Source organism: Streptomyces sp. NPDC018610 (genome assembly GCF_044391765.1).
In the GTDB taxonomy this organism is placed as follows: domain Bacteria; phylum Actinomycetota; class Actinomycetes; order Streptomycetales; family Streptomycetaceae; genus Streptomyces.
In genome coordinates this window covers 285961-304275 of record NZ_JBISAL010000008.1, presented here as the reverse complement: position 1 = coordinate 304275, position 18315 = coordinate 285961, and the positions used below count along the sequence as shown (strand labels likewise).

14 protein-coding genes are annotated in these 18315 nt (G+C 71.2%); 3 read left to right on the top strand and 11 right to left on the bottom strand.

All coding sequences use genetic code 11. The features are described from left to right. Window positions 1-102 precede the first annotated feature (102 nt). On the top strand, window positions 103-2259 hold the full coding sequence (locus ACH5A8_RS22185) for an ATP-binding protein (protein ID WP_399004448.1): 2157 nt from the start codon (window positions 103-105) through the stop codon (window positions 2257-2259). A 93-nt stretch (window positions 2260-2352) separates the two neighbouring features. Here the strand turns inward: ACH5A8_RS22185 and rpsD are convergent, their stop codons facing one another. The 5 genes from rpsD to ACH5A8_RS22160 all read right to left on the bottom strand — a co-directional run bounded on the left by rpsD (window position 2353) and on the right by ACH5A8_RS22160 (window position 7806). Next, complete coding sequence (gene rpsD / locus ACH5A8_RS22180; RefSeq protein WP_009187613.1) at window positions 2353-2967, bottom strand: 30S ribosomal protein S4; 615 nt, start codon at window positions 2965-2967, stop codon at window positions 2353-2355. Window positions 2968-3310: 343 nt separating this feature from the next. Further along, window positions 3311-4720, bottom strand: coding sequence for a replication-associated recombination protein A (locus ACH5A8_RS22175; RefSeq protein ID WP_399004445.1), 1410 nt, complete (start codon window positions 4718-4720; stop codon window positions 3311-3313). Window positions 4721-4779: 59 nt separating this feature from the next. Further along, a complete protein-coding gene (locus ACH5A8_RS22170; protein WP_399004443.1) occupies window positions 4780-5436 on the bottom strand; it encodes a vitamin K epoxide reductase family protein in 657 nt (218 codons plus the stop codon). A gap of 388 nt (window positions 5437-5824) precedes the next feature. Next, window positions 5825-7087, bottom strand: coding sequence for a histidine--tRNA ligase (gene hisS / locus ACH5A8_RS22165; RefSeq protein ID WP_399004442.1), 1263 nt, complete (start codon window positions 7085-7087; stop codon window positions 5825-5827). Window positions 7088-7098: 11 nt separating this feature from the next. Continuing rightward, entirely contained in the window at window positions 7099-7806 is a 708-nt protein-coding gene (locus ACH5A8_RS22160) for an MBL fold metallo-hydrolase (protein WP_399004440.1), read from the bottom strand. Window positions 7807-7985: 179 nt separating this feature from the next. Here ACH5A8_RS22160 and ACH5A8_RS22155 point away from each other — a divergent pair, with 179 nt between their 5' ends. Both ACH5A8_RS22155 and ACH5A8_RS22150 read left to right on the top strand, forming a co-directional pair. Then, on the top strand, window positions 7986-8831 hold the full coding sequence (locus tag ACH5A8_RS22155) for a peptidylprolyl isomerase (protein ID WP_399004438.1): 846 nt from the start codon (window positions 7986-7988) through the stop codon (window positions 8829-8831). A gap of 138 nt (window positions 8832-8969) precedes the next feature. Beyond that, window positions 8970-10199 (top strand): DUF349 domain-containing protein, encoded by a 1230-nt coding sequence (locus ACH5A8_RS22150; RefSeq protein ID WP_399004436.1) that lies wholly within the window; start codon window positions 8970-8972, stop codon window positions 10197-10199. Window positions 10200-10272: 73 nt separating this feature from the next. Here ACH5A8_RS22150 and ACH5A8_RS22145 read toward each other — a convergent pair whose 3' ends face one another. From ACH5A8_RS22145 to ruvB, 6 genes are all read right to left on the bottom strand, one after another. After that, a complete protein-coding gene (locus ACH5A8_RS22145; RefSeq protein ID WP_399004434.1) occupies window positions 10273-12786 on the bottom strand; it encodes a RelA/SpoT family protein in 2514 nt (837 codons plus the stop codon). A gap of 204 nt (window positions 12787-12990) precedes the next feature. Beyond that, window positions 12991-13530, bottom strand: a complete 540-nt coding sequence (locus ACH5A8_RS22140; protein WP_399004634.1) for an adenine phosphoribosyltransferase — start codon at window positions 13528-13530, stop codon at window positions 12991-12993. Window positions 13531-13535: 5 nt separating this feature from the next. After that, window positions 13536-14654, bottom strand: a complete 1119-nt coding sequence (secF, locus tag ACH5A8_RS22135) for a protein translocase subunit SecF (protein ID WP_399004432.1) — start codon at window positions 14652-14654, stop codon at window positions 13536-13538. A 3-nt stretch (window positions 14655-14657) separates the two neighbouring features. Then, on the bottom strand, window positions 14658-16436 hold the full coding sequence (gene secD, locus ACH5A8_RS22130; RefSeq protein WP_399004430.1) for a protein translocase subunit SecD: 1779 nt from the start codon (window positions 16434-16436) through the stop codon (window positions 14658-14660). Between the two features lie 131 nt (window positions 16437-16567). Continuing rightward, window positions 16568-17059 carry a preprotein translocase subunit YajC gene (gene yajC / locus ACH5A8_RS22125; RefSeq protein WP_399004428.1) on the bottom strand — a complete coding sequence of 164 codons (492 nt, stop codon included), beginning with the start codon at window positions 17057-17059 and terminating at the stop codon, window positions 16568-16570. A 164-nt stretch (window positions 17060-17223) separates the two neighbouring features. Then, window positions 17224-18294: a Holliday junction branch migration DNA helicase RuvB gene (gene ruvB, locus ACH5A8_RS22120; RefSeq protein ID WP_399004426.1), complete on the bottom strand. Its 1071-nt coding sequence runs from the start codon at window positions 18292-18294 to the stop codon at window positions 17224-17226. Window positions 18295-18315: the final 21 nt, after the last annotated feature.

Genomic DNA, 18315 nt, shown 5'->3' with positions numbered 1-18315 from the left:
CGCGCCCAGGGCGGCGCTCCGTACCGGATTACCGCCGGTGCGCCGCGCGGCCGGGACAGGCGATTGTACGGACCGATTACGGTTCAGTACGCTCCGTGTCCCATGCGAGATCCCAAGCGTGATTCCACACCGGCCGGCCGGCCGGCGGACGGCGGAGCGACGGGCAACCTGCCCGCCGAACTCGACGCGTTCGTCGGCCGCGCGGCCGAACTCGACGCGCTGGCGCGGGCGCTCGGCGGCGCGCGGCTGGTGACGGTGACCGGGGTGGGCGGGGTCGGCAAGTCGCGGCTGGCGGCGCGGGTGGCGGCCCGCTCCGCGCCGCCGGGCGGCGTGTGGCGGGTGGAGCTGGCGCCGCTGAGGGATCCGGAGTTCCTCGACCACGCCGTCGTGGAGGCGCTGGGGCTCACCGACCACACGACACGGCCGCCGCGCGATGCCCTGCTCGGGCATCTAGCCGGGCGCCGGCTGCTGCTGGTCCTGGACGGGTTCGAACATCTGGCGGAGGCCTGCGCCGGGCTGGTGGCCGACCTGCTGCGGCGGGCGCCCGGGCTGACGGTGCTGGCCGCGGGGCGGCGGCCGCTGGGGGTGGCGGGCGAACGGCTGTTCCCGCTGGCCCCGCTGGGCGCGGAGGACGCGGCGGAGCTGCTGGTGGCGCGGGCCGCGCAGCAGGACGTCACGGTGGACGGCGGCGATCCGGCGGTGCGCGAGCTGTGCCGGCGCCTGGACGGGATCCCGCTGGCGATCGAACTGGCCGCGGGGCGGCTGCGGGCGCTGTCGCCGGGGCGGCTGCTGGAGCGGCTGGACGACCGGTTCCGGCTGCTGACCGGCGGCGGCCGGGACGCGCTGCCCCGGCACCGGACGCTGCGCACGGCGATCGGCTGGAGCCATGAGCTGTGCACGCCCGGGGAGCGGCTGCTGTGGGCGCGGCTGTCGGTGTTCGCCGGACCGTTCGACCTGGAGTCCGCCGAGTACGTGTGCAGCGGCGGCGGGCTGCCCGCCGACGACGTCCTCGACGTGCTGGGCGAGCTGCTCGCGCAGTCCGTGGTGGCGCGCGAGGAGACGGCGGCGGGGGTGCGGTACCGGATGCTGGACACCGTCCGCGCCTACGGCGCGCAGTGGCTGGCGGCGGCCGGGGACGCGGAGCGGCTGCGGCGGCGCCACCGCGACTGGTACGTCGGTCTGGCCACCTGGTGCGAGCTGGAGTGGTTCTCGCCCCGGCAGCGGGAGGTGGCCGCGCGGATCGAGGCGGAGCTGCCGAATCTGCGCGCCGCCCTGGAGTACTGCATGACGGGCCCGGACGAGGCGCACCTCGGCCAGTATCTGGCGGGCTGTCTGTGGTTCTGCTGGGCCGGGTGCGGACGGCTGTCGGAGGGCCGGCACTGGCTGGGGCGCGCGGTGGAGCTGGACGGCGGGCACGAGCAGTCCCGGCTGCGGGCGCTGGCGACGCTCGGCTACGTGGCGATCCTGCAGGGCGACACGGTGCCGGCGCTGGCCGCGCTGCGGGAGTGCCGGGAGAGCGCGGAGCGCTCGGCGAGCGCGACGGCGCTGGCGTACGCGGAGCACCGCACGGGGTGCCTGGCGCTGATCACGGACGACGTGGAGCGCGCGGAGGCGTTGCTGCGCTCGGCCCTGGTGCGCTATCAGGAGCTGGGCGAGCTCAACAGCACCGTGCTGATGGGCCAGGTGGAACTGGCGATGGCCCGGGCCTTCCAGGGGGACCTGCCGGACGCGGTGCGGCTGTGCGAGGACGTCCGCCGGGTGTGCGAGGACCACGGTGAGCGCTGGACGCGCGCCTACGCGCTGTACGTGCTGGCGTACGCGGCCTGGCGCGAGGGGGACCTCGTCTGCGCCCGGGAGCTGCTGGTCGACTGCCTGGGCAGCGCGCACGGCTTCCGCGACCTGCTGGGGTCGGTGCTGGCGGTGGAGCTGCTGGCCCTGGTGACGGTGGCCGAGGGCGACGCGGCGGAGGCGGCGGTGCTGCAGGGCGCGGCGGCGGGCATGTGGCCGGCGGTGGGACTGCGGCTGTTCGGGTCGGCGCACTACAACGCCCCGCACGAGCTGTGCGAGGCGACGGCCCGGGAGCTGCTGGGCGACCAGCGGTACGAGGAGTGTGTGCGCCAGGGGGCGGGGCTGGGCCGGGAGGCGGCGGTGGCGCGGGCGCTGCGGGGGTCGCGGACGCGGTCGCTGCGGGCCCTGCCGGCGCCGCGCGGACCGGGCCCCGTCCGGCGGCTCAGATCACAGCTGTCGAACGGCGACTGACGCGAGGGCCGGGAATGCGCGGACCCGCCGCCTCGTCCGCCCGGGAGGGGCGGGGAGACGGCGGGTCCAGGAGGCGATACGGCCTGCTGAAGGTCAGCGGGCGTAGTACTCGACGACGAGCTGCTCGTCGCAGATCACCGGGATCTCCTTGCGGTTCGGCTCACGGTCCAGGCGGAACGCCAGGGCCTTGAGGTTCACCTGCAGGTAGCGCGGGGTCTCGCCCTCGGGGGCGAAGCCACCCTCACGGGCGATCGTGAAGAGCGTCTTCTCCTTGGAGCGGTCGCGGACCTGCACGACGTCGTCCGGACGGACGCGGAAGGACGGCTTGTCGACCTTCTGGCCGTTGACCTGGATGTGGCCGTGGACGACCATCTGGCGGGCCTGGTAGATCGTGCGGGCGATGCCCGAACGCAGGACCAGCGCGTCGAGACGGCGCTCCAGCTCGACGATCAGGGCCTCACCGGTCTTGCCCTGCACCTTGGAGGCACGCTCGTAGGCGCGGACGAGCTGGCGCTCGGACACGTCGTACTGCGCGCGCAGACGCTGCTTCTCGAGCAGACGGACCTTGTAGTCCGAGTTCTGCTTGCGGCCGCGGCCGTGCTCGCCCGGCGGGTAGGGGCGGGCCTCGAAGTACTTGACGGCCTTCGGGGTCAGCGCGATGCCGAGGGCACGCGACTTCTTGACCTTGGGGCGGGACTGGTTCGCCATGAACCAAACACCTCTATGTCTTCTGTGCGAATACGGCTTCACCAGGGTTAGGGGAGGTCGCATCCGCAGCCGGGGAAACCCTGCGGGTCCGGGGGACCTGCGGGGCAGCCGCTCCCTTGTCTGGGCACATACGTGCAGCACGCGAGTGGCCCACCGACCGCTCCCGGGATCCCGGGTGGTGGTGGGCTGCCCGCGACACCGTTCGACGGTGCGCGACGCTCCTGGATCCCCGCCTGCCGAAAGGCGGTGGGGTTCCGGCTGGACGTCCCGCTCTGGTGGTGCCGGTTCCTCTTGCGAGGCGCCGGACGCGGGACACAGCGCTTCGAGGCAGTCTACAGGGTGCTCAGGACCGCTTCCGACCGAGGTGCTTGCGGGTCCACTCCACCGCGTCCGCGTAGCGCGCCTCGGCGCCGTGCCTGCTCGGGCTGTAGTACTCGCGGTCCTTGAGGACGTCCGGCGCGTACTGCTGGGCGGCGATGCCTTCGGGCAGGTCGTGCGGGTAGACGTACCCCTGGGCGTGGCCGAGCTTGGCGGCGCCCTTGTAGTGCCCGTCCCTCAGGTGCGGCGGCACGGATCCGGCCAGCCCCTTGCGCACGTCCTCCAGGGCCGCGCCGATCGCCGTGGTCGCCGCGTTGGACTTGGGGGCGAGCGCGAGCGCGATGGTGGCGTGGCTGAGGGTGAGGGCGGCCTCGGGGAAGCCGATCATGGCGACGGCCTGGGCGGCGGCGACGGCTATGGGCAGCGCGTTCAGGTCGGCGAGGCCGATGTCCTCACTGGCGGAGATCATCAGCCGGCGGGCGATGAACCGGGGGTCCTCCCCCGCCTCGATCATCCGGGCCAGGTAGTGCAGGGCGGCGTCGACGTCGGAGCCGCGGATGGACTTGATCAGGGCGCTGGCGACGTCGTAGTGCTGGTCGCCGTCGCGGTCGTACTTCACCGCGGCCCGGTCGACCGTCTCCTCCAGCGTGGTCAGGGAGATCTCGCCCTCGCCCTTGTCGAGCGCGGCGCCGGCGGCGGCCTCCAGCGCGGTCAGGGCCCGGCGGGCGTCGCCGCCGGCGATGCGCAGCAGGTGGTCCTCGGTGTCCTCGGGGAGGGCGACGGCCGACTTCAGGCCGCGCTCGTCGGTGAGGGCGCGGCGCAGCAGGCCCCGCACGTCGTCGTCGACGAGGGGTTCGAGGGTGAGCAGCAGGGAGCGGGACAGCAGCGGGGAGATCACCGAGAAGTACGGGTTCTCGGTGGTGGCGGCGATCAGGGTCACCCAGCGGTTCTCCACCGCCGGGAGCAGGGAGTCCTGCTGGGCCTTGCTGAAGCGGTGGATCTCGTCGAGGAAGAGGACGGTCTCCTGGCCGTAGCCGCCGGAGGCGCGGCGGGCGCCGTCGATGACCGCGCGGACCTCCTTGACGCCCGCGGTGATCGCCGACAGTTCCACGAAGCGCTTGTTGGTGGCCTTGGAGACCACGTAGGCCAGGGTGGTCTTGCCGGTGCCGGGCGGGCCCCACAGGATCACCGAGGAGGGTCCCGCCGGTCCCACCCGTCTCCCATCACCGCCCTTGCCGGAGGGGCCTGCGGCCCCGCCCCTCTGGTCTGCGCCCTCGCCGACCAGCCGGCGCAGCGGCGAGCCGGGCTTGAGCAGATGCTGCTGGCCCACCACCTCGTCGAGCGTGCGCGGGCGCATCCGGACGGCCAGGGGGCTGGCGGCCGGGTCCTTCTCCTGGTGTTCTTCTGCTGCGGCGGTGAACAGGTCGGGCTCCACACGGAAACCCTATGGCACGCCGCTGACAACGCCGTCGGGCCGCCGGACCCGGGCCCGGCTCAGGCCCAGAGGGTGCTGCCCCAGCGGGTGAGGATGAGCATGGCGATGACGCCGGTGTGGGTGAGCGGGAGCACCCAGGTGAACTCGGCCAGGAAGGACTTCACCGCGCGCGGGGCGGGCAGGAAGTCGTTGCGGATGTTGAAGGAGGTGACGTACCAGAACGCGGTGAGGGTGGCGACCCAGGCCAGCGAGCACCACAGGCACAGCGCGTTGATCCGGTACAGCGACTCGAACTGGAGCCAGGTGACGAAGCAGACGCCGAAGAGCGTGCCGGCGTTGAAGGTCAGCCAGTACCAGCGCGGGAAGCGGGCGCGGCCCAGCAGGCTCATGCCGACGCAGACGACGATGCCGTAGGCGACCAGGCCGAGCATGGGGTTGGGGAACCCGAAGACGGAGGCCTGCTTGCTCTCCATGACGCTGCCGCAGGAGATGATCGGATTGATGCTGCAGCTCGGCGTGAAGGTCTTGCCGGCGAGCTTCGCCTCGAGGATCTTCTGCTTGTCGATCGTGATGACCCACGCGGCCAGCAGTCCCGCCGCGCCGCAGATCACCAGCAGCAGGGCGAAGGCGCGGCTGCCGCCGGCCGTCCGCGGTCCGGGGACCGCGCGGTCCGACTCGGGCTCCATGGAGACGTCCTTGACTGTCGTCTTGCTCATCACGCCGATTCCGTCGCTTGAGAGTCGGAGGTGCTTCGGGCAGGGCCATTGTGCCGTACGCGCCTCGGTGTTCACCGTTCGATGGAGATAAGGAAACGACCGCCGGGGAGGCGGTCGCCGTGGGCGTGAGCGGCGCCCCCGGCCAGGAGCGGTGTTCACACCCGTCCCCCGAAACCGCCCGACGTGATGAACCGGTGCTCACGAAGTTGACGGCCTGGTGAGCAGTGACCTCGCGCCGGTTGAACTCGGTGCTCCGCGCAATGTTCCCCGCGGCCGCGGGGACGGCCCGGGCGCGATGAAAAGCGCGAACCGGAGCGGAGCCTGCTCCCCACCGATGCGGAAATGAGGCCTGGCGGCGCAAAGCCGCCAGGCCTCATTTCCGCCCGCTTCAGCCGAGCCGCGACTCCAGCTCCGCCACGATCTCGTTCACGCCGATGGCCACCTGCTCGCCGGACTCCATGTCCTTGAGCTGGACGACGCCCTCGGCGAGGTCGCGCTCGCCGGCCACGATCGTGTAGCGGGCGCCGCTGCGGTTGGCGTTCTTCATGGCGCCCTTCAGGCCCTTGCCGCCGTAGGAGAAGTCGGCCGCGACGCCGTTCTTGCGCAGTTCGGTGACCTTGGCGAACAGGACGCGGCGCGCCTCCTCGCCGAGCGGGACCGCGAACACGCTGGTGGTGGCGGGCAGTTGCAGTTCGATGCCCTCCGCCTCCAGGGCCAGGACGGTCCGGTCGACGCCCAGCGCCCAGCCCACCGAGGGCAGCGCGGGGCCGCCGATCATCTCCGACAGGCCGTCGTAGCGGCCGCCGCCACCGACCGCGGACTGCGAGCCGAGACCGTCGTGCACGAACTCGAAGGTGGTGCGCGTGTAGTAGTCCAGGCCGCGGACCAGCCTGGGGTCGTCCTCGAAGGAGACGCCCGCGGCGGTGATCAGCTCGCGGACCTCCTCGTGGTACGCCTTGCACGCGTCGCACAGGTAGTCGCGCAGCAGCGGGGCGTCGGTGAGCTGCTTCTGCACCTCCGGACGCTTGTCGTCGAGCACGCGCAGCGGGTTGATCTCCGCGCGGCGCAGGGTGTCCTCGTCGAGGTCCAGGCCGCGCAGGAAGTCCTGGAGGGCCGCGCGGTAGAGCGGACGGCACTCCTTGTCGCCCAGGCTGTTGAGCAGGATGCGGAAGTTCCTGAGGCCCAGCGAGCGGTAGGCCTGGTCGGCCAGGATGATCAGCTCGGCGTCGAGCGCCGGGTCCTCCGCGCCGATCGCCTCGGCGCCCACCTGCGAGAAGTGGCGGTAGCGGCCCTTCTGGGGGCGCTCGTAGCGGTAGTAGGAACCCGAGTACCAGAGCTTGACCGGCAGGTTGCCGGCCTTGTGGAGGTTGGCCTCCAGGGCGGCGCGCAGTACGGAGGCGGTGCCCTCGGGGCGCAGCGCGAGCCGGTCGCCGCCCTTGGTCTGCAGCGTGTACATCTCCTTGGTCACGATGTCGGTGGACTCACCCACACCGCGGGCGAACAGCTCGACGTTCTCGAAGCCGGGCGTCTCGATGTAGCCGTAACCGGAGTCGCGCAGCGGGGCGGCGATCGCCTCGCGGACCGCCAGGTACTTGGCGGAGTCGGGCGGCAGCAGGTCGTACGTGCCCTTGGGGGCCTTGAAGGTGCTCACGAAGTCTCTCGTCACATTCCTCGTCGGGGAGCGTCGGCGGCTCCCTGGCCGGCGGCCACCTGCCGCAGATACGGATTGGTGGCGCGCTCCTGGCCGATGGTCGTCTGGGGGCCGTGGCCGGACAGCACCACGGTCGAGTCGTCGAGCGGCAGGCACACGCGGGCCAGCGAGTCGAGCATCTCGGCCATGTCGCCGCCGGGCAGGTCGGTGCGTCCGATGGAGCCGGCGAACAGCAGATCCCCGGAGAAGAAGACCTGCGGGATGTCCGCGGTCTCGGGCATCCGGAACGTCACCGACCCCTTGGTATGGCCGGGCGCGTGCGCGACGGAGAACTCCAGGCCGGCCAGGTCCAGCCTCGCGCCGTCGGTCAGTTCCTCGACGTCGTCGGGCTCCCCCACGGTCAGCTCGCCCATCAGCGGCATGCCGATGGAGCGGCCGATGCCCTTCTCGGGGTCGCTCATCATGTACCGGTCGGCCGGGTGGATCCAGGCCGGTACGCCGTGTGCTCCGCACACCGGGACGACCGAGGCCACGTGGTCGATGTGGCCGTGGGTGAGGACGACGGCCACGGGCTTGAGCCGATGCTTCCTGAGTGCTTCCTCGACGCCTTGGGCGGCCTGGTGGCCGGGGTCGATGATCACGCACTCCTCGCCGGCGGCGGGGGCGACGAGATAACAGTTCGTCCCCCAGGCACCGGCGGGGAACCCGGCAATGAGCACGATCGTCCTTCGTTTGTGTCGATAAGGGAGGGCATCGGGCGGCTACGCCTGTGATCCGAGCCTACCGGCGCTGCCGGATCCTCAGCCAACCCATATACGGTACGGGGCACACGCGGGCGCTCGGCCCTCGGGACACGGGCGTACCGGTCGACACACGAGACGCATGAGGAGAGAACCCGGTGGTCAGCCAGGAGCAGCGGCGGCGTCAGCTCGCCCGGGAGAAGTTCTTGCGGCAGCAGCAGCGGCGCACCGCCGCACGGCGCAAGGCGCGCACGCGCAACTCGGTGATCGCGTCGGTGCTCGGCGTGGTCGTCATCGGCAGCGTGGCGCTGTACACGACCGGGGTCATGAAGAACGGCTCGGGCGACGACAAGGCCAACGCCGGTGCGGACGTCACCCCGAGCGCCTCGGCCACCAGCAAGGCTCCCGACCCGTGCGCGAAGCCGGCCGCGGGCTCGGTGAAGAAGCTGAGCTGGAAGAAGGAGCCGGCGATGGCGATCGACACGTCGGCGAAGTACACGATGAAACTCGCCACGACGTGCGGCGACATAGACATCGCGCTGAAGTCGTCCGCCGCGCCGCACACGGTCAACTCGTTCGACTTCCTGGCGGGCAAGGGCTTCTTCGACCACACCAAGTGCCACCGACTCACCACCAACGGCATCTACGTGCTGCAGTGCGGCGACCCGACCGCCCAGGGCACCGGCGGCCCCGGCTACACGATCCCGGACGAGAACCTGAAGGACGCGACCCTCAAGGGCAACGTGTACCCGGCGGGCACGGTGGCGATGGCGAACCAGTACGACGCCTCCAGCGGGCAGGGCCGCAACTCCGGCGGCAGCCAGTTCTTCCTCGTGTACCAGGACAGCCAGCTTCCGCCCAACTACACCCCCTTCGGTACGATTTCCGAGTCGGGACTGAAGGTGCTGAAGAAGATCGCCGCCGCGGGTGAGAACACGGGCGCCGGCGACGGGGCCCCCAACGCGACGGTCGTGATCAACAAGGCGACGGTCACGAAATCCTGATCGTCAACTGCGTAATTTCGGTCGTGCTGGATGCGGACAGGCAACCCGCCGGTCGCCTATGTTGGCCGTGACGAAACTGTGGACGATGCCCGGGGGAGCCTCGAAGCCCCCTCGCGGGCATCATGTGGAGGAGGCGCTGTGAGCAGCGACCCGTGGGGCCGCGTCGACGAGACGGGGACCGTGTACGTGCGGACGGCCGATGGCGAGCAGGTCGTCGGTTCCTGGCAGGCCGGCTCCCCCGAGGAGGCGCTGGCCTACTTCGAGCGCAAGTACGAGGGCCTGGTTGTCGAGATCGGCCTCCTCGAGAAGCGAGTGCGGACCACCGACCTGTCGTCGAAGGACGCGCAGGCCGCCGTCGACCACCTCCGGGAGCAGGTCGACGCGCACCACGCGGTCGGTGATCTGCAGGCGCTGCGCGCCCGCCTGGACAAGCTGGTCGAGACCGTCGAGGCGCGCCGCGAGGAGCGCAAGGCCCAGCGCGCCCGGCAGACGGACGAGGCCCGGCACGCCAAGGAGTCGCTGGTCGCCGAGGCGGAGGAGCTGGCCCGGTCGGACCAGTGGCGGGTGGCCGGTGAGCGGCTGCGGGCGCTGGTGGACACCTGGAAGGGGCTGCCGCGCCTGGACCGCAAGTCCGACGACGAGCTGTGGCACCGCTTCTCGCACGCGCGGTCGGCGTTCTCCAAGCGGCGCAAGGCGCACTTCGCGCAGCTGGACGCGCAGCGCGAGGACGCCCGCCGGATCAAGGAGCGGCTGGTCGCCGAGGCCGAGGCGCTGTCCGGTTCGACGGACTGGGGTCCGACGGCGGCCCGCTACCGCGACCTGATGGCCGAGTGGAAGGCCGCGGGCCGCGCCCAGCGGGAGCACGAGGACGATCTGTGGAACCGTTTCCGCGGCGCCCAGGACGTGTTCTTCGCCGCGCGCGGTTCGGTGTTCGCCGAGCGCGACGCCGAGCAGGCGGAGAACCTGAAGCTGAAGGAGGAGCTGGCCGAGGAGGCCGAGCGGCTGCTGCCGGTCACCGACCTGAAGGCCGCCCGGGCCGCCTTCCGCTCGGTCAACGAGCGCTGGGAGGCCATCGGCCATGTGCCGCGGGACGCCCGGCCGAAGGTCGAGGGCCGGATGCACGCGGTGGAGCGGGCCCTCCAGGAGGCCGAGGAGGCCGAGTGGCGCCGGACGAACCCGGAGGCACGCGCGCGTGCCGCGGGTCTGACCGGTCAGCTGCAGGCCGCCGTGGACAAGCTCCGGAGCCAGATCGAGCAGGCGCGCGCCCAGGGCAACACCGCCCGGGCCGACAAGCTCGAGAAGGAGCTGGAGGGCCGCCAGGCGCTCCTGGACCAGGCCCTGAAGGGTCTGCAGGAGTTCGGCGGCTGACACCCTTGCGATGATGTGCTGAGGGCTCCCGTACGGCGCGTACGGGAGCCCTCTCGCGTGTGCCCGTGGCGTCCTACGAGCGGTTGCGCGCCGACGTCACCCGGTAGACGTCGTAGACGCCCTCCACGCCGCGCACGGCCCGCAGGACGTGGCCCAGGTGCTTGGGGTCGCCCATCTCGAAGGTGAAGCGGGAGGTGGCGACGCGGTCGCGGGAGGTCTGGACGGCCGCGGAGAGGATGTTGACGTGCTGGTCGGACAGCACGCGGGTGACGTCCGACAGCAGCCGGGAGCGGTCCAGCGCCTCGACCTGGATAGCGACCAGGAAGACCGAGGACTGGGTGGGCGCCCACTCGACGTCGAGGATGCGCTCGGGTTCGCGGGACAGCGACTCCACGTTGACGCAGTCGTTGCGGTGCACCGAGACACCGCTGCCCCGGGTGACGAAGCCGATGATCGGGTCGCCGGGCACCGGGGTGCAGCAGCGGGCGAGCTTGACCCACACGTCGTCGACGCCCTTGACCACCACGCCCGGGTCGGCGCTGGAGCGGCGCTTGCGGCCGCGCCCGCGCGCGGGCGGCATCGCCTCGTCGATCTCCTCGGTGGCCGCCTCCTCGCCGCCGAGGGCCTGCACGAGCTTCTGGACGATGTTCTGCGCCGAGACATGGCCCTCGCCGATCGCCGCGTAGAGCGCGGAGATGTCGGAGTAGCGCATCTCGTGGGCGAGGGTGACCAGGGAGTCGCCGGTCAGGATCCGCTGGATCGGCAGGTTCTGCTTGCGCATGGCGCGGACGATGGCGTCCTTGCCCTGCTCGATCGCCTCGTCGCGGCGCTCCTTGGAGAACCAGCCGCGGATCTTGTTGCGGGCGCGCGGTGACTTGACGAAGCCGAGCCAGTCCCGGGAGGGTCCGGCGCCGGTCGCCTTGGAGGTGAAGACCTCCACCAGGTCGCCGTTGTCCAGGGTGGACTCCAGCGGTACGAGGCGCCCGTTGACCCGGGCCCCTATGGTGCGGTGGCCGACCTCGGTGTGCACGGCGTAGGCGAAGTCGACGGGGGTGGCGCCGGCCGGTAGCGCTATGACGTCGCCCTTGGGCGTGAAGACGAAGACCTCGTTGCGGGAGAGGTCGAAGCGCAGCGACTCCAGGAACTCGCCGGGGTCCTCGGTCTCCTTCTGCCAGTCCAGCAGCTGCCTGAGCCACGCCATGTCGTTGATGGCGTCCTTGTCCTTCGCGGACGACTTCGGCGCGTCGGTGCGGACCTTGGAGGCGCCTGCGACGGCCTCCTGCTTGTACTTCCAGTGCGCGGCGATGCCGTACTCGGCGCGGCGGTGCATGTCGAAGGTGCGGATCTGCAGCTCGACGGGCTTGCCGTTGGGGCCGATGACCGTGGTGTGCAGCGACTGGTACATGTTGAACTTGGGCATCGCGATGTAGTCCTTGAACCGGCCGGGGACCGGGTTCCATCGCGCGTGCACGGTGCCGAGGGCGGCGTAGCAGTCGCGGACGGTGTCGACCAGGACGCGGATGCCCACCAGGTCGTAGATCTCCGCGAAGTCGCGGCCGCGGACGATCATCTTCTGGTAGACGCTGTAGTAGTGCTTGGGGCGGCCGGTGACGGTCGCCTTGATGCGGGCGGCGCGCAGGTCGGCCTGGACCTCGTCGGTGACGACGGCGAGGTACTCGTCGCGCTTGGGCGCGCGTTCGGCGACGAGGCGGACGATCTCGTCGTACATCTTGGGGTAGAGGATCGCGAAGGCGAGGTCCTCCAGCTCCCACTTGATGGTGTTCATGCCCAGGCGGTGGGCGAGCGGCGCGTAGATCTCCAGGGTCTCGCGCGCCTTCTTCTCCTGCTTCTCCCGCTTGAGGTAGCGCATGGTGCGCATGTTGTGCAGGCGGTCGGCGAGCTTGATGACCAGGACGCGGGGGTCCTTGGCCATGGCGACGACCATCTTGCGCACGGTCTCGGCCTGCGCGGCCTCGCCGAACTTGACCTTGTCCAGCTTGGTGACGCCGTCGACGAGCAGGGCGACCACGTCGCCGAAGTCGCGGCGCAGGTCCTCCAGGCCGTACTCGGTGTCCTCGACGGTGTCGTGCAGCAGCCCGGCCATGAGCGTGGCCGGGTCCATGCCCAGCTCGGCGAGGATGGTGGTGACGGCGAGCGGGTGGGTGATGTACGGGTCGCCGCTCTTGCGCTTCTGGCCGCGGTGCCAGCGCTCGGCGACCTGGTAGGCGCGCTCGATCTGGCGCAGCGTGGAGTTCTCGATCTTGGGGTCGTTGCTGCGCACTATCCGCAGCAGGGGCTCCAGGACCGGGTTGTAGGGGTTGGCGCGCTGCACGCCGAGCCGGGCGAGACGGGCGCGGACGCGGTTGGAGGAGCCGGAGCGGGCGCTGGAGGAGGTGGCGGAGCGCACCGGCGGTGCGGGTTTGGGACGCGAGGCCTCGGCGGTCTTCTCGACGGGCGCGGACTGGGCGTGCTCGACCGCCGTGCGGGTGTCGTTCTTCGCGTTCGACACCTTCGGCGCGGGCTTCGCCGCGGACGCCGAGGCGGACTCGGGCTTGGCGGCGGTCAGTGGCTGGGCCTCGTCTGGCAAGAGGACTCCTCGTGCGCGTTCCGGGTCCCCCGGTCAGGCTCCGGAAACCCCATCGTAGCGAGCCCGGGCTCCGGGATCGCCTCCAGTCCGGTGTCCGGGCTGTTCGAATGTGCGAACACACGGGACGGGCGCCGGATTCCTCCGGGCCCGTCTGCGTGTGCTCGGCGGGTGGCGGCGGCGTTCGCGCCGTCCCCCGTGCGGGGGTCAGACCTGGAGGAGCGCCTCCAGCGGTGCTCCGGCCAGGGCCGGTTCCAGGCGGGCGCGGCCGCCCAGGAAGCCCAGTTCCATCAGGACCGCGACGCCGGCGATCTCGGCGCCCGCCCGGCGGACGAGCTGGAGGGAGGCCTCGGCGGTGCCGCCGGTGGCGAGGACGTCGTCGACGACCAGGATCCGGTCGCCGGCGCTCAGGTCCTCGGCGTGCACCTCGATCTCCGCCGAGCCGTACTCCAGGTCGTAGGCCTGGCGGAGGGTGGCTCCGGGGAGCTTGCCCGCCTTGCGCACGGGGATGAAGCCGAGGCCCGCGCGGACGGCGACCGGGGCGCCGAGGATGAAGCCGCGGGCCTCCAGGCCGACGATCTTCGTGGCGCCGGTGCGCCTTGCGGTCTCGGCGAACGCGTCGGTGAGGGCGGCGAACGCCGCCGGGTCCGCCAGGAGCGGCGTGATGTCCTTGAACATCACGCCCTGCTCCGGGTAGTCCTCCACGTCGCGGATGCGGCTGAGCAGCAGCTCCTGGACGTCGGTCATCGCGGTCACCGGCGCTTCCCGGAGGGGCGGCCGCGGCCCCGGCCGCGGGAGGCGCCCTGGTCGCGGGGGCCGACGACCGCGGGCGCCGCGTCCTCGGGGTCGTCGTCGAACGACGTCCCGGCGGGCTCCGCCTGCGACGGCTCGCCCTGCGCGCCGGCCTGCGCCCGCTTGGCGAGGACGCGCTTCCTGAGGGCCTTCATCTGCGGCTCGCGCTCCTTGAGGTCGGCGACGAGCGGCGTGGCGATGAAGATCGAGGAGTACGCGCCGGCCGCGAGGCCGACGAACAGCGACAGCGAGATGTCGTTGAGCATGCCCGCGCCGAGGACGCCGCCGCCGATGAACAGCAGGCCCGCCACCGGCAGCAGGGCGACCACGGTGGTGTTGATGGAGCGCATCAGCGTGCCGTTGATCGACTGGTTGGCGATGTCGCTGTAGGTCCAGCGGGTCTGCTTGGTGATGTCCTTCGTCTGCTCCTTGAGGCTGTCGAAGACGACGACCGTGTCGTAGAGCGAGTAACCGAGGATGGTCAGCAGACCGATCACGGTGCCCGGCGTGACCTCGAAGCCGACGAGGGCGTAGATGCCGGTGGTGATCGTGATGTCGTGGATCAGGGCGACCAGGGCCGCCACCGCCATCCGCCACTCGAAGGCGATCGCCAGGTAGATCACGACCAGGACCATGAAGATCGCCAGGCCCTCCCAGGCCTTGTTGGCGATCTGCTTGCCCCAGCTGGGGCCGACCAGGTCGGCGTTGATCTGCTCGGAGTTGACCTTCAGGTCCTTGGCCAGCGCGTCCTTGATCTGGTCGGACTTGCCGGTCTCGATGCCGGCGATCTGGATGCGCAGGCTGCCGTCACCGAGCTTCTGCACGATCGCGTCGTGACCGGAGGCCTCTTCGGCGTACGTCTCGGCCTGGCTGACCGAGGTGCTCATGTGCTTCGGTGTGGTGAAGACCGCTCCGCCCTGGAACTCGATGCCCATGTTCAGGCCGCGCACCGCCAGGCCGAGGATGGCCGTGATGGTGATCAGGATGGAGATGCCGTACCAGATCTTGCGGTTCTTGACGAAGTCGTAGCCGACCTCGCCACGGTGGAGCCGGGCGCCGAGGCTGCCGATCTTGGACATCGCTCACGCCTCCTTCGTGTCGACGGGGCGGGCGGGGCGGCGGGTACGGCGCAGCGGCGGCTTGGCGCCGAGGGCCTTCGGGTCGAGGCCGGACCACTTGTGGCCGTTCGCGTAGAACTTCCTGCGGGCGAGGATCGTCATCAGCGGCTTGGTGAAGAGGAAGACGACGACCACGTCGAGCAGGGTGGTCAGACCGAGGGTGAACGCGAAGCCCTGCACCTTGCCGACGGTGACGATGAACAGCACCGCGGCGGCCAGGAACGAGACGAAGTCGGAGACCAGGATGGTGCGCCGGGCCCGCGGCCAGGCGCGCTCGACGGCGGGTCGCAGCGTGCGGCCCTCGCGGATCTCGTCCCGGATGCGTTCGAAGAACACGATGAACGAGTCCGCGGTGATGCCGATGGCGACGATGGCGCCGCACACGGCCGGCAGGTTCAGCGCGAAGCCGATGGCCGGGCCGAGCAGCGACATGATCACATAGGCGAGGATCGCCGACACCAGCAGCGAGGGGATCGCGATCAGCGACAGGCCTCGGTAGAAGACCAGCAGGTAGATGACGACCAGGGCGAGGCCGATGGCGCCCGCGATCAGGCCGGCGTGCAGCTGGTCGCCGCCAAGCGCGGCCGTCACGGTGGTGACGCTGTCCTCCTTGAAGGTCAGCGGCAGCGCGCCGTAGGACAGCATGTTGGCCAGGCTCTGCGCGGACTGCTGGTCGAAGTTGCCGGAGATCTCGGCGTTGCCGCCGGTGATCGCGGACGAGACCCGGGGGTCGGAGACCACTTCGCCGTCCAGGACGATGGCGAACTGGTTCTGCGGCTCCTGGTTCTGCGCCAGCTTGCCGGTGACGTCGGCGAACTTCTTGGCGCCCGAGCTGGTGAAGTCGAGCTGGACGATCCAGCCGGCGGCGCCCTGCGTGTCGAAGACCGCCTGGCCCTTCTTGACGTCCGTGCCGGCCACCGCGGCGGGGCCGAGGACGTACTTCTGCCAGACGCCCGAGGAGTTCTTGCCGCAGGCCACGGTCGGCTCGGTGGGCAGGACGCCCTTGCCGGCGGTGGCGCGGTCGCTCTCCTTGGAGCAGTCCAGCGCGGTGTACTGGGCCTGGAGCTTGGCGGTGGCGTCGTCGGCGCTGCCACTCGGGGACGGGGAGGCGCTGGTGGAGGCCTTAGGGGCGCCGGAGGCCTTGGCGGACGCCGTGGCGCCGGCGGACGCCGTGGCGTCGGCCTTCAGGGCGTCGGTGACGGCGCGGCCCTGCTTGGTCGCGGTCGCCGACGGGGTGGCGGAGCTCGAGGTCGCCTTCTCGCCGGACTTGTCCGTCGCCTTGCCGGAGGCGCTGGGGGACGCGCTCGGCGACGGGGTGGCCGTGGCAGCGCCGGCGGAGACCTCGGTGGTGAGGACCGGACGGAAGTACAGCTTCGCGGTGGTGCCGACCTGCTCCCGGGCCTGCTTGGAGTTCGTGCCCTTGGGGATGTTGACGATGATGTTGTCGTTGCCCTGGGTCTGGACCTCGGCCTCCGAGACGCCAAGACCATTGACACGGCGTTCCATGATGTTCACGGCCGTGTTCATGTTGGTCTTGTTGATCGCGGATTCCTGACCGCGCTCGGGGACCGCCCGCAGTGTGATGCTCGTACCGCCGGCCAGGTCGATGCCGAGACGCGGAGTGGTGTTCCCCGAGGCGAACATGCCGCCGGTGAGCGCCACGATGGCGATCAGGATGAGGGCCAGCGAGCGCCATGGCTTGCTCTGGGCGCTCGCGCTCCGGCCCTTCTTAGGTGCTGCCACCTTCTCGTACTCCCTCTCGGGCCGCTCCGCGCCGGGTGAGCCCGGTGGCGGCCATGACATGGTGTCGGGATCCCGCGCGAAGTGAACACGTCCCAGGGCGCACGGGCCGTGCCGTGCGCCCTGGGTGGTGACTACTTCGCCTCGGAGTCGCCGTCGGTCTTCTTCGGCTCTGCGTCCGCCTTCGCCTCGGTGGCGGTGTCGGCCGGCTCCTCGGCCGCCGTGTCCTTCTTCCCGAGGTCGATGGGCTTGTCGTCGGAGGCGTCGGCGGCGGGCTCGTCGGGCTCGGTGAGGGAGGAGGCGTCGTCGGGAACGAGGTCGGCGTCGGACTTCAGGTCGTGCTCGATGCCGTGGACGATGCGGTTGTACTCGTCGTCGGACAGGACGGTCGCGATCGCGTTCTTGGCGAACAGCAGTTCCACGCCCGGACCGGCGTCAAGAAGGACCGTGTCGTCGTTGACCTCCTTGACCGTGGCGTACATGCCCCCGATGGTGCGGATTCCGCTGCCGGGCTGCATCTGGTTCCGCATGTCGGCGGCCTGAGCCTGCTTGCGCTTGGCCGACCGGGTCATCAGGAACATGGCCCCGATGAGCACGATGAACGGGAGGAGGGTCACGAGCTTCACGGGTCGGAACTTCCTTCACACGACCGCGATGGGGAGCGGCCTGATGGTTGGGGGTATGCGTGCCGTCGGCAACGGCGGCATCGGCGGAGTCTAAGCGAGTCCGCGCGTGGGGAACAACGCTCAGCATGGCACCTGGGTTCCTGGTCGGGCCAATGCCGCACGCATCACGCCCCGAACAGGTCCCCTTGTCCGTTTCCCGCGGTCTGCGAGCGCGGCGGCGTCAGTCCGAGGTGCGCCCAGGCCGCCGGGGTGGCGACCCGCCCGCGGGGGGTGCGGGCGAGCAGGCCCTCGCGCACGAGGAAGGGCTCGGCGACCTCCTCCACGGTCTCACGTTCCTCCCCCACCGCCACCGCGAGTGTCGACAGGCCGACGGGGCCGCCGCCGAACAGCTTCAGCAGCGCCTGCAGGACGGCGCGGTCGAGCCGGTCCAGGCCCCGGGGGTCGACCTCGTAGACGGCGAGGGCCGCGGCGGCGATCTCGCGGGTGATCACTCCGTCCGCCTTGACCTGCGCGTAGTCGCGCACCCGGCGCAGCAGGCGGTTGGCGATGCGGGGCGTGCCGCGGGAGCGGCCGGCGATCTCGGCGGCTCCGTCGGTGTCGATCTCGACGTCGAGGAGGCTCGCCGAGCGGTGCACGACGCGCTCCAGCTCGCCGGGCTCGTAGAACTCCATGTGCGCGGTGAAGCCGAACCGGTCGCGCAGCGGGGGCGGCAGCAGGCCGGCCCGGGTGGTGGCGCCGACCAGGGTGAAGGGGGGCAGTTCGAGCGGGATGGCGGTGGCGCCGGGGCCCTTGCCGACGATGACGTCGACGCGGAAGTCCTCCATCGCCATGTACAGCATCTCCTCGGCGGGGCGGGACATGCGGTGGATCTCGTCGAGGAAGAGGACCTCGCCCTCCTGGAGGGAGGAGAGGATGGCGGCGAGGTCGCCGGCGTGCTGGATGGCGGGGCCGGAGGTGATGCGGATGGGGGCGCCCATCTCGGCCGCGATGATCATCGACAGGGTGGTCTTGCCGAGGCCGGGGGCGCCGGAGAGCAGCACGTGGTCGGCGGTGGCGCCGCGCGCGCGGGCGGCGCGCAGCACGAGGTCGAGCTGTTCGCGGACCTTCTCCTGGCCGATGAACTCGCCCAGGTCCTTGGGGCGCAGGGCGGCCTCGACGGCCTGGTCCTCGCGGTCGGCGACCGAGCCGACCAGCCGTTCGGCGGCGGGGGTGTCGGTCGTGTCGTCCCAGTTCATGTCTGCTCTGCCTCGGGGAAG